The 11,347-nt window shown below is 59.5% G+C and carries 10 protein-coding genes; 1 reads left to right on the top strand and 9 read right to left on the bottom strand.

Going from position 1 to position 11,347, the window contains the following annotated elements:
• Positions 1-796 precede the first annotated feature (796 nt).
• From DDT56_RS10400 to DDT56_RS24600, 9 genes are all read right to left on the bottom strand, one after another.
• Positions 797-2,149: an ABC transporter substrate-binding protein gene (locus DDT56_RS10400; RefSeq protein WP_136166368.1), complete on the bottom strand. Its 1,353-nt coding sequence runs from the start codon at positions 2,147-2,149 to the stop codon at positions 797-799.
• Positions 2,150-2,193: 44 nt separating this feature from the next.
• Complete coding sequence (locus DDT56_RS10395) at positions 2,194-3,450, bottom strand: SfnB family sulfur acquisition oxidoreductase (protein WP_168197602.1); 1,257 nt, start codon at positions 3,448-3,450, stop codon at positions 2,194-2,196.
• 23 nt (positions 3,451-3,473) lie between these two features.
• A complete protein-coding gene (locus tag DDT56_RS10390; protein WP_136166367.1) occupies positions 3,474-4,229 on the bottom strand; it encodes an ABC transporter ATP-binding protein in 756 nt (251 codons plus the stop codon).
• The gene (locus DDT56_RS10385) at positions 4,219-5,262 is read right to left on the bottom strand and encodes a branched-chain amino acid ABC transporter permease (RefSeq protein ID WP_136166366.1); all 1,044 of its coding nucleotides are present in this window, start codon (positions 5,260-5,262) and stop codon (positions 4,219-4,221) included. The genes DDT56_RS10390 and DDT56_RS10385 overlap by 11 nt, the downstream gene beginning before the upstream one ends.
• 2 nt (positions 5,263-5,264) lie before the next feature.
• Positions 5,265-6,158: a branched-chain amino acid ABC transporter permease gene (locus tag DDT56_RS10380; protein ID WP_009112434.1), complete on the bottom strand. Its 894-nt coding sequence runs from the start codon at positions 6,156-6,158 to the stop codon at positions 5,265-5,267.
• Complete coding sequence (locus tag DDT56_RS10375) at positions 6,158-7,042, bottom strand: ABC transporter ATP-binding protein (protein ID WP_136166365.1); 885 nt, start codon at positions 7,040-7,042, stop codon at positions 6,158-6,160. The genes DDT56_RS10380 and DDT56_RS10375 overlap by 1 nt, the downstream gene beginning before the upstream one ends.
• 25 nt (positions 7,043-7,067) lie before the next feature.
• A complete protein-coding gene (sfnG, locus tag DDT56_RS10370) occupies positions 7,068-8,177 on the bottom strand; it encodes a dimethylsulfone monooxygenase SfnG (RefSeq protein ID WP_136166364.1) in 1,110 nt (369 codons plus the stop codon).
• 338 nt (positions 8,178-8,515) lie between these two features.
• Positions 8,516-9,148, bottom strand: a complete 633-nt coding sequence (locus DDT56_RS10365) for an MFS transporter (RefSeq protein WP_246856757.1) — start codon at positions 9,146-9,148, stop codon at positions 8,516-8,518.
• A gap of 511 nt (positions 9,149-9,659) precedes the next feature.
• Positions 9,660-9,872, bottom strand: coding sequence for a hypothetical protein (locus DDT56_RS24600; RefSeq protein ID WP_210417006.1), 213 nt, complete (start codon positions 9,870-9,872; stop codon positions 9,660-9,662).
• Between DDT56_RS24600 and nrfA the strand changes: the two genes are divergently transcribed.
• Positions 9,871-11,268, top strand: coding sequence for an ammonia-forming nitrite reductase cytochrome c552 subunit (gene nrfA, locus DDT56_RS10355; RefSeq protein WP_136166382.1), 1,398 nt, complete (start codon positions 9,871-9,873; stop codon positions 11,266-11,268). The two genes, DDT56_RS24600 and nrfA, sit on opposite strands and share 2 nt — an antisense overlap.
• Positions 11,269-11,347 lie beyond the last annotated feature (79 nt).

The following is an 11,347-nucleotide window of genomic DNA, read 5'->3' as shown; positions in this document are numbered from 1 at the left end:
TGACTGGCAACACGGTTACTCAGTCGCCGCAGCCCTGAGAACCCTGGCTTTCGGCTGAAATTATGCCTGTTGCGCAGGTGCCTTCGTCGGTATCAGGCTTAACGGACCGCTTGCGACACGTTCCCGACGTGGCGCAAGCTTTCGCCGCATCCATGCGGCTCATCCTAAGCCTGCTATCTCCTCAGCATAATTTCTTACGCCGACCAAAAGCAAAAAACAAAAATCAGCAAATTGAGTCAGGACAATACAATTTGCCGGCAAGCTATAGCTCCTCCCCCTGCCAAGGGCTGTCTCTTATACACAAATCCAAGGAACCTCTAGAGGCCATGTGTATTCTGGTCTTGGGTTCATTCTTGGTTCTTTGTTTTTTGTTTTTCGTCGGCGTAAGAAATCACGCTGAGGTGGACGACCCCGCGAATGCGCCGCAGGGAAGCGGCGCAAGCCAGTGCCGCGTCGGGAACGCGTCACTGGCGGTTCGGGAAAGGGGGCGACCGCCGAAGGCATCGCGTCAGCGACGTGATTTCAGCCACAGCCCGGGTCCGGAGGGTGGTGGCGCTTGAACCACCCTGCGTCGGGCGCGTGCTGCGACATAGCAGAGAAATGACGGCCTTCTAGCGCACGAAATAGCGCTGAACTCACATATACCGTTAACAGTAAATTTGTGACTAAGAGACAGTGCCAAGGGGGAGGCCGGGAGGGGGTTTTTACCAGGCATTATCAAAAACCACAGGCCGGGCAGTTTGCCCGGCCTGTATATCAAACGGCGTGACCGAATAAAGAGAATAACCGTAAGCGATCAGTCTTCGTTACCGTCGCAGGTACGCGGCGTAATATTCTTTTCCTTGGCGTAGGCGCTGGCCGACTTTTCGATAATCGGACGCAGCAGCGCCCAGTCCGGGGCGATCCAATCGCTGATCACCTTCCAGCTCGCGCCGTCCCACTGCTGGAACGTCACCCGGCCCTGGCCTTCATGATCCTCGCAGGTGACGTTGATGGAGTGAAACAGTCCTTTCGCCCCCAGCGCTTCCACCCGCGCCGGGTCAAGGCGCAGATGCTCAAGCCCCCAGCGGATTTCATCGCCAGTTAAGGTACGATGACCATATTTCTCCTGGGCGATGCGAATCGCTTCCACATTCAAAATACCGTTGACGATGCCCAGATTGTGATAGACGCTGCCGATGCGCTTGCGGTCCTGCAAATTCCCTTTATTGGCGCCGTAGACGGTATCGACAATTTCTTTAACCACCGGATAGGACGAGCCCGACGCCTGGGTGGTCAGGGCGATATACCCTTTCGCCGCATTGCCCGCCGGGATCACGTCCTCCTCCGAGTTCGACCAGACGTTGCCGATGATATGGTCGGCTGGGAATCCCACTTTCTGCGCGGTTTTCAACGCCACCGGATTCATCACGCCGAATCCGCGTAAAATCACATAGTCCGGTTTGGCGCGGCGGATGGTAAGCCACTGTGACTGCTGTTCGTTGCCGGGGTGCGGCACTTCAATCTGTTGCAGTTCAAAGCCATACTTTTCGGCCAGCAGCTGATAAATCGGGATGGTTTCTTTGCCGTAGGGCGAGCCGTGATACAGCACGACGATCTTTTTGCCCCGCAGTTTTTCCTCGCCGCCTACCTTGCCTCCGATAAAGCTGATAATACCGGAGGTTTCACTGTAGGGGTTGAGCAACAGCGGAAAGACGTAAGGGAAAACCCGGCCGTCCGTGGAGTCCGTTCTACCGTGATCGATGGTGATCAGCGGCGTCTTGTCCCGGGTCACATCGTCGATCATCGCATAGGCGATCCCCACGGAAAGGGGATTCCATGCGGCCACGCCGGGGCGATTTTTCTGGCGCTTATAGCACTCCACGCCGCGCTCGACCTCATATTGTGTTTCACACTCGTCCCAGCTCAGCTTGACGCCGTTAACGCCGCCGTCCCGGGTGTTAATCAGCGTCAGATAATCGATAAATCCGCCGAAAAAGCCGCTTCCCGCCGCGGCGTAAGGACCAACGCGATAACTCTGTAACGGGAAGTACTGCTCGTCCGCCGCACTGGCGGTCTGCGCTAACTGCGCGCCCAGCAGTACGGTCCCGGCGATGATATTGACCAGCCACTTCACTGGCGATGCAGGTTTGACATGGGTTGTCTTCATGATGATGCCCTGTTTAATTTATTATTTTATTTGGTGCGTCCGTGTCAGCTCCAGGCGTGCAGCGGGGGATTGACGCCGTTCAGGGCGTAATTGCCCAGAATAGCGTATTTCCAGCGCACCGGATCGTGAAGCGTATGGGTGCGAGCGTTGCGCCAGTGTCGATCGAGGTTGTGCTCCGCCAGCGTTGAGCGGGTGCCGGCCAGTTCGAACAGCCGGTTGGTGGCCTCGATGGCGATTTCGGTGCTCAGCACTTTGGCTTCGGCAACGGCGATCTGCGCGCGGGCGACATTCTCCGCGTTGGGTTGCGCCACGGCGCGGTCCACCGCCAGCCCGGCCTTTTCCTGTATGGCTTCCGAGGCGTGCAGCCGCAACGTCAGATCGCCGATGCGTTGAATGGTGTAGGGATCCTGCCAGGCATGGTCCAGTCCGCTGTCCACCCAGGGACGCGATTTTTCGCGAATAAAGCGGATGGCGTCGTTGATGGCCGCCTGAGCGATACCGTTATCGATGCCGACCTGAATGATCTGGAAGATGGCGCCGTCGGCGGTCGGCGATTTAAACCCTTTATAGGCGGGAACCAGGTAGGACTTGGGCACTTTAACGTTTTCCACCAGTACGGTGCCGCTGGCGGTGGTGCGCTGACCGAAAGAGGACCAGTCGTCGATCACCGTCAACCCCGGCGCGTCGCGCTCGGCGATGGCATACCAGGCGCGCCCCTGATCGTCGAGCGCGACGATGGGCACCAGATGCGCCAGCAGCGCGCCGCTCGAATAGAATTTCTGGCCGTTGACCAGCACGTGGTCGCCGTTATCGACGAAAGAGGTTTGGAAATCCGCCGCGCGTTTGCTGTTGAATTCGGAAAAGGCGTTGCCGAAACGCACGCCTTGCAGCACCAGGCCGAACAGTTCCCGTTGCTGCGCCTCATCGCTGACGGAACGGATGGCGGCGATGATGCCGAGGTGGTTTTGCGAGATTTGCGCAATGGAGGGATCGGCGGCGGCGATAATCTGCACCACCTGGGTCAGGGTGGCGTAAGAGACCTCCGGCCCGCCGAAGCGCTTGGGCACGTTGATCGACCACAGTCCGCTTTGCGAAAACGCGTCCAGCTCGTCAATCGGTAAAATGCGCTGACTGTCGCGTTCGGCGGCGCCGACGGCGAATTGCTCCGCCAGGGCGTGGGCCACGGCGATGGCTTCCTCATCGCTGCCGATGATATGGGCGGGTTTGTCGGGACGGGGATAACCCGGCACGCCCTGCGGCGCGCGCGGTGAAGCTGTTTCTGGCGTTTGAAGGTTACTCATATCGTTCTCCTTTAGGGTAGGTGTCAGGCTGCAAAGCCGAGATAAATTTTCTGCACGTCTTCACGCTGGCTAAGCTCCGCCGCCGGGCCGGAAAGGGCCACGCCGCCGTTATCCAGAACGTACGCCCGATGGGCATGCCGCAGCGCGACGGTGGAGTTCTGTTCCGCGACCAGAATCGACAGCCCCTGCTGCCGATTAAGCCGCGTTAAAACGCTAAAAATCTCTTCGACGATCCGGGGGGCCAGCCCCATGGAGGGCTCGTCCAACAGCAACAGGCGCGGACGGGACATCAGCGCTCTGCCGATGGCGGCCATCTGCTGCTCGCCGCCGGAGGCCAGCCCGGCCTTCAGCGTGCGTTTGTCTTTCAGCCGCGGAAAGATGTCATAGACCTCCGCCAGGCCGCGGCGGATATCCGCCCGCGTCGCGGCGCGGCCGAGCGCGCCGGTAATCAGGTTTTCCTCGATGGTCAGCGAGGGGAAACAGTGTCTTCCCTCCACCACCGGCACGATGCCGAGCCGCACCAGTTGATGCGGCGCCGCGTTGGTGATCTCCTCGCCGCCCCAGCGGATCTCCCCGGCGCTGACCTGACCGCGCCGCGCGGGCAGCAAATGCGAGATAGCCTGGAGAATGGTGGATTTCCCCGCGCCGTTGCGCCCCAGCAGGGCGACGATTTCGCCTTCCTCCACCCTGAGGGAAACGGCCTCAAGGGCGATGATATGTCGTTGATAGCGTGCGCTGAGGTTCGATACCGTCAACGCATGCGGTGATTCAGGCGCCATGCTTCCTCCTGCGAACGGTCAGACGGCCCAGGCGCTGCGTCAGCGCCGCCAGACCTTTGGGTTCGACGATCAGAAAACCGATCAGTATCAGGCCCAGAATGATTTGCTGGAGCAGCTCCAGTACCCCGGAGTCCACTTGCCGCCCCAGCAGCCACTCGCCGCCGCGCGACAGCAACAGGGGAAATACCGTCAGCAGCGCGGCGCCGAGAAACGCGCCGCGCACCGTACCCAGCCCGCCGATAATGATGATGAACAGGATCTGGAAAGAGCGGTCGAGATTGAAACCGGCGGGTTCGATATTGCGCAGATAGGTAAAGGACCACAGCACCCCGGCGATGCCGATAATGAATGAGGAAAAGCCGAAAGCGATCATTTTGGTGCGCAGAATGGGCACGCCAATCACCCGCGCCGCCAGTGGGTTATCCCTGACGGAAATAAAGTCGCGGCCGACCGACGATGCCGCCAGTCTGACCACCAGCCAGGTCAGCAGGCTGACCACCAGCAGGGTGAAAAAATAGCGGCTCGCCGAACTCTCTATCACCCAGCTTCCCCACCGCAGCGGGGCCGCCGAAACCACGCCCGACGGACTGTGATTGGAAAACCAGCCGAAATTATTCAGCGCCCACTGGACGAAAAACTGCGTCGCCAGCGTGGAGATCGCCAGATAAAAGCTGCTGAGCCGCAGGCTGGGCAAGCCGAAAATCAGCCCCAGCAGCGCGCTGATGGTGCCCGCCAGCAGCAGTACCGCCGGCAGCGGCAGAAAGGGGAGCCGCAGTATCAGGTTTAAGGCGGCATAGGCGCCCACCGCCATAAAGGCCGCGCTGCCGAGCGAGACCTGTCCGGTGTAGCCGGCCAGTATATTCAGCCCGAGCGCGGCCAGCGACAGCGCCAGAAACGGCGTCAGCACCGCATCGAACAGGTATTCGTTGGCGAACAGCGGAACCAGCGCGTAGGCGATGACCAGCAGCGCAATCAGCGCGGGGTTTAGCGCGCGCGGCAGGGCGCGGCGCAAAGCGGATGTCGGATGCGGCATGGTTATAGCCTCGCCAGATGGCGGGAACCGAACAGCCCGGACGGTTTCACCAGCAGAAATAGCAGGGCGACGGCGTAGGCGATCCAGCTCTCTATGCCGCCGCCGAGCAGCGGTCCGAGATAAACCGAGCCTATTTTCTCGATGGCGCCCACCAGCAGTCCGGCGATAATCACGCCGCCTATCGAATCGAATCCGCCCAATACCAGCACCGGCAGGGCTTTAAGCACCACCAGCGATAGGGAAAACTGCACCCCGAGGCGCGCTCCCCACAGCAGACCGGCCACCAGCGCGACGATCCCGGCGGCGGCCCAGACGACGCCCCACAGGCGGCCGATATTCAGGCCGACGGCCAGTCCGGCAAAGGCGTCGTCGGCCACGGCGCGAAAAGCCAGCCCGGTATGGGTGTAGCGGAAGAACAGGCTTATCGCCAGCACCAGCAGGGCGGCGACGCCGGCGGCGAACAGATCGAAAATGCTGATCATCACGCCGAACGCCTCAAAGGGGAGATCGTCGATGCCCAAATCCAGGGCGTGCACCTGGGTGCCCCAGATAAGCTGGGCCGCGCCTTCTATGACATAGGAAACGCCCAGCGTGGCGACAAACAGAATGATCGGCGGCTGATTGACCAGCGGGCGCAGCACGGTGCGTTCAATCAGCATGCCGACCAGCGAGATGGTCAGCAGGGTAATCGCCAGCACCAGCCACACCGGCCAGCCGCGTTCCACCAGCGAAACGAACGTCAGCGCGGCGAACAGCAGCATGGCCCCCTGGGCGAAGTTGAATACGCCGGAGCTTTTGTAAACCAGGACAAAACCCAGCGCCACCAGCGAGTACATCACGCCGGACAGCAGCCCGCCGATCAGCACCTCGACAAAAAAGAGTGCGTCAATCTCCATTATGGCGCTCCCGTCGCGGCGGGTTCGGTCGCCAGCCCCAGATATGCGGCGATGACCGCCGGATCCTGACGGATGTCCTCGGGCAGGCCCTCGGCGATGCGGCGGCCGTGATCCAGCACCAGGATTCGGTCGGACAAACTCATCACCACGCCGATATCGTGTTCAATCAATAAGATGGTGGTGCCGAAACGTTCGCGGATTTGGCGAATGGTTTGGGTCAGCTGTTGTTTGTCGGCCAGCGTCATGCCGGCCATCGGTTCGTCCAGCAGCAGCATTCTGGGGCGGGCGATCAGCGCCCGCGCCAGTTCCACCCGTTTTTGCAGTCCGTAGGAGAGGCTGGTTACCGGACTGTCCGCGACGGCCTCCAGCCCGAAAAAGCGCATCATCTCCTGCGCCTGGGCGCGGGCGTCGGCTTTTTCCCGGCGCGCCTTCGGCAGCCCGAACAGCTCGCTGAACAGCGAGGATGCTTTACGGTGCGCCAGGCCCTGCAATACGTTATCCGTCACCGAAAGCCCGCCGAACAGCGCCAGATTCTGGAAGGTGCGCGCCACGCCGGCGCGCGCCAGCCGCTGCGGGAGCAGCGCGCGGTAGGAACGGTTATCAAGGACGATTTCCCCGGCATCCGGCCGATATAAGCCGGAGATAACGTTCAGCAATGAACTTTTACCGGCGCCGTTGGGACCGATAATCGCCAGAATGCTGCCGGGTGTGGCGTGCAGCGAGACATCGGTTAACGCCCTGACGCCGCCGAACGACAGCGAGACGCCGTTTAGTGATAGCTCGGCGCCGCGCGTATCGCGCTCGGCACGGCTGGCTATCTCGCCATCCTGGCTCGCGTGCCGCAGTTGCTCAAAGCTCTGCATTGATGATGCATCAAAAACCATACTGACCTCCTCAACGCGGCGGCAATCAGGTGGCCGACGTCGCCGTGCGCTGATGTTGGCTTTCCAGTTCGCGAACCAGCGGAATAACCTCTTTGCCGAAGAACTCCACCTCTTCCTGAAAGTGCAGGAACGCCAGCAGCAGCAGGTCGACGCCGGCGTGTTTGAGTTCGATAATCCGCTCGGCGATTTGGCGCGGCGTGCCGATCAGGTTGGTTTTGAAGCCGTCGTTGTACTGCACCAAATCCTCAAACGTCGATTTGGCCCAGTTGCCTTCGCCCTCCGGCGAGGCGTTGCCGGCGTTTTTAACCTCATGCTGGAAGCCTTTTACCGCGTCGGGATTGGCGTTATCGATGATCTCCTGCAATACCTCGCGCGCTTCCTCTTCGCTGTCGCGGGCGATAACAAAACCGTTTACCCCGATTTTGACCTGGTGCTGGTTTTCAGCCGCCTTGCGCTGAACGTCGTCCACCTGCTTTTTAATCTCCGCCACGCTATTGCCGTTGGTGAAATACCAGTCGGATACCCGCGCCGCCATATCGCGCGCGGCGCGCGAACTGCCGCCCTGAAAAATTTCCGGCAGCGGCTGCAGGGGTTTGGGCTTCAGCGAATAGTCGCGATAGCGATAAAAATCGCCGGCGAAGGTAAAGCTGGTTTCGGTCCAGATGCCGCGCAGGCAGCGGATAAACTCTTCCGAGCGCAGATAGCGCTCTTCATGGTCGAGCCAGGGTTCGCCGATGGCTTTGAACTCGCCGCGGAACCAGCCGCTGACGATATTCACCGCGATACGCGCCTCGGAAAGATGGCTGATCGTGGCAATCTGTTTCGCCGCCAGCGTGGGGTTCCAGGGACCGGGCAACAGCGCCGCAATCACCTTGAGCTTTGTGGTTGAGTCCAGCAGCGCCTGGGAGAAAGAGACCGACTCGTGCTGATTATCGGCGCCATATCCGGCGGTAAAGCGGATTTGCGTCAGGGCATAATCAAAGCCGGCCTGTTCGGCGATTTGCGCCAGCTTGCGGTTATAGCCAATATCCCAACCGGTGCGCTGCGGTATGCGGCTGATGACCAGCCCGCCGGAAACGTTGGGAACCCAGTAAGCGAACTGGATAGGCTTTTGGGGCGTTATGGGTGTCGACATAATGGCTCCTGTTAATTCATTGAAATATAATAAATATTTATTTGGTGACTGGCTGAAAAGAGTCCTTATAGAAAAATAAACACAAATGATTATCTATTTTTTATATAACGCTTTGTTTCTTTATTAAAATAAAAGCGAGCTTTTACTTATAAGAGGAATAGCAGTAATCATGCCAATACGAATATTTAAATTAACGGTTTAAAATCAGAGGATTATGTATATGAAGGGTAAGAGTGTGCTGCGTATGCAACATGTTTGTTATTGAGGTGTTGCAAACGAAGCAGAGTGTGAAGTGGAACCGGCCGCTATCGCGACGCGATAGCGGCGGGGTTCGTCCGTCAGCGGCGGGGCGCTTCCGCCATCACCAGTCCCGCCCCCAACGCCGCCGCGCCCGTCAGCAGCCACAGCGCCTTGCGCCAGCTTTCGGGATCGGCGCCGTTCCCCAGCAGCAGGCTGAGCAGGGCCAGCGCCAGAGCGCCGGCGGTGTACTGGCTGGTCACCATCAGCGCGCCGGCAGCGCCCTGATGCTCCTGCGGCACGTCCCGTAATCCCAGTTGAAACATCGCCGGATAAATGATGCCGTGGCCGATGCCGCTGGCGACGATAGCGGCGATAAACAGCGCGGAGAAAGGCTGAAAAGCGGCGTAAGCCAGCGATCCCAGCCCGAACGCGGCGCCGATAAATCCCCACAGCAGTAAAGGGCGCGCATCCCGACCTTTGGTTAACCGCGCGAACAGCAGGTTGCCGACCACAATCATCAGCGCCAGCGGCAGAAACAGCAGCCCGGTGGTGAGCACATCCAACTGATAGTAGCGCTGCCAGAGCAGCGTCATCACGTAGAACTGACTGCCGACGCTGGCCATGTAGCAGGCGCTGGCCAGACAGCCGACGCGCAGGGTGACCAGCGCGCGCAGGGCCGGATGGAGCAGCGGACGGCGGGCGAAGGTTTCATGCAGAATAAAGGCCAGCACCAGGGCCGCCGAGAGGCGATTGGCGAGATAATCCGCCGCGCCGGTCTCCGCCAGGCGGGTAAGGGACCAGACGACGCCGGCGACGGCGCCGCTAACCGGCTCCCTGCCCGGCGGCCGCTACTATTTCGTCACCGGCCGGGAAAAAGCGTCGCGGGATGATATCCGCCAGCTGCGCGCCTGGCTGCTGGCGGCGTTTCCGCCGTCGGCGGGGGAAGCGTGAAAGAAGGGGGGAGAGGCTATCCCCGTGGGCGCTACGAGAATTAAACGGGATAGCCGTCATAAATTTCCCGATGCATTTTATTACTCCTCTTCACCTTTGATCGAAAACAATATTTTTAATGGGGTTTTTGTTCAGCCTTATGACGCGTCATCGTCATGATGGGTATTTGTCGTTTCTGTCATGTGGAAAATAAAAATAACCGCCGGCAGGCGGTTCAGATTGCTGACAAACCCACTCCGGCATAGTCATCCCCGCGCAGGCGGGGATCTACTTTCAGCTAGTGCGTTGATATCAGGAAGATTCCTCCTCGTGAAAGCGGGGACCTACAGGAATGACGGGGTTGGATTTGCTATCATCAATGGCTACTTTGTCAATGGTCTGAACCGCCGGCAGGCGGTTTACTGCGGACAAAAAGTTTATGGTCAAGATAAGCACGATAGCCTCTTTACGGCAAGCGACGTTGAAAAACGCTCCCGGCGTTTTTTTATGGCGCCTGTTAGCCATGTTAGCCAGCGCCTTTCTGTTGATTCCAGCCCACTCCGCCGAATCTGTCTCCGCTGAGACGCCCGCCCCGGTGGAAGCCAGAAACGATAAGTTCGTCGATAACTATCCGGATCAGTTCAATTCATGGAAAGCCACCGGCGAGCAGTCCGAGCGCCAGGATGCATTGGCGGAAGATCCCCGGCTGGTGATCCTCTGGGCGGGATATCCGTTTTCCAGGGATTACAACAAGCCGCGCGGGCATGCCTACGCATTGACCGATGTGCGCGAAACATTGCGCACCGGCGCGCCCAAAACGGCGGAGGATGGCCCATTGCCGATGGCGTGCTGGAGTTGCAAAAGCCCGGACGTCGCCCGGTTGATCCAAAAAGAGGGGGAGGAGGGCTATTTCCACGGTAAATGGGCGCGCGGCGGGCCGGAAATCGTCAACGAACTGGGCTGCGCGGACTGCCACGATACCGCCTCGCCGGCGTTCGCCAAGGGTAAACCCGCGCTGACGCTGTCCCGCCCTTATGCCGCCCGCGGGATGGAGTCGATCGGCAAACCCTTCGATAAAGCCAGCCGGCTTGAGCAGCGGTCGATGGTCTGCGCGCAATGCCATGTCGAATATTATTTCTCCGGCGAGAATAAGGCGGTGAAACTCCCATGGGATAACGGCACCACCGTAGAAGCGATGGAAAAATACTACGACGATATCGCCTTCACGGACTGGGTTAATCCGCTTTCCAAGGCGCCGATGGTGAAAGCCCAGCACCCGGAGTATGAAACCTGGCGAACCGGCATCCACGGTAAAAACAACGTTAGCTGCATCGACTGCCATATGCCGAAAGTCAAAAACGCCCAGGGCAGGTTTTACACCGACCATAAGGTTGGCAACCCGTTTGATAATTTCGCCCACACCTGCGCTAATTGCCACAAACAGGACAAAGCAACGCTCCAGGGTATTGTGGCCGAGCGTAAAAACGCGATTCAGACGTTAAAGCTGAAGGTGGAAGACCAACTGGTGCATGCGCATTTTGAAGCCAAAGCCGCGTGGGAAGCCGGCGCCACGGAAACGGAAATGAAACAGATTCTGACCGATATCCGCCATTCCCAGTGGCGCTGGGATCTGGCTATCGCTTCTCACGGCATCCATATGCATGCGCCCGACGAAGGGTTGCGCATACTGGGTTCCGCGCTGGACAAAGCCGCCGATGCGCGAGTCAAACTGGTGCGCGTGCTGGCGACGAAAGGCGTCACGCAGGAAATCCCGTTGCCGGATATCTCAACCAAAGCGAAAGCCCAACGGGCGGTGGGGCTGGATATGCAGAAAATCAACGCCGAGAAACAGGACTTTCTGAAAACAGTGGTTCCGCAGTGGGATGAGCAGGCGCGCGAAGCCGGGTTGCTGAGCCAATAGCCTTTATCCGCTCCGTGCGCGGAGCGGCTGGGCGGCTTTCATGATTTACCGTCGGAGCGGCGCTCCGTCCGACTCACGC

The organism is Brenneria corticis (assembly GCF_003115855.1).
Taxonomy (GTDB): domain Bacteria; phylum Pseudomonadota; class Gammaproteobacteria; order Enterobacterales; family Enterobacteriaceae; genus Brenneria; species Brenneria corticis.
This window is presented reverse-complemented; position numbering and strand designations above follow the sequence as displayed.

Excerpts from the sequence above, each read along its gene's own strand:
- DDT56_RS24600 (WP_210417006.1), bottom strand. The coding sequence starts at position 9,872 with ATGGCTAACAGGCGCCATAAAAAAACGCCGGGAGCGTTTTTCAACGTC.
- DDT56_RS10400 (WP_136166368.1), bottom strand. The coding sequence starts at position 2,149 with ATGAAGACAACCCATGTCAAACCTGCATCGCCAGTGAAGTGGCTGGTC.
- DDT56_RS10390 (WP_136166367.1), bottom strand. The coding sequence starts at position 4,229 with ATGGCGCCTGAATCACCGCATGCGTTGACGGTATCGAACCTCAGCGCA.
- DDT56_RS10375 (WP_136166365.1), bottom strand. The coding sequence starts at position 7,042 with ATGGTTTTTGATGCATCATCAATGCAGAGCTTTGAGCAACTGCGGCAC.
- sfnG (WP_136166364.1), bottom strand. The coding sequence starts at position 8,177 with ATGTCGACACCCATAACGCCCCAAAAGCCTATCCAGTTCGCTTACTGG.
- DDT56_RS10380 (WP_009112434.1), bottom strand. The coding sequence starts at position 6,158 with ATGGAGATTGACGCACTCTTTTTTGTCGAGGTGCTGATCGGCGGGCTG.
- nrfA (WP_136166382.1), top strand. The coding sequence starts at position 9,871 with ATGTTAGCCAGCGCCTTTCTGTTGATTCCAGCCCACTCCGCCGAATCT.
- DDT56_RS10395 (WP_168197602.1), bottom strand. The coding sequence starts at position 3,450 with ATGAGTAACCTTCAAACGCCAGAAACAGCTTCACCGCGCGCGCCGCAG.
- DDT56_RS10385 (WP_136166366.1), bottom strand. The coding sequence starts at position 5,262 with ATGCCGCATCCGACATCCGCTTTGCGCCGCGCCCTGCCGCGCGCGCTA.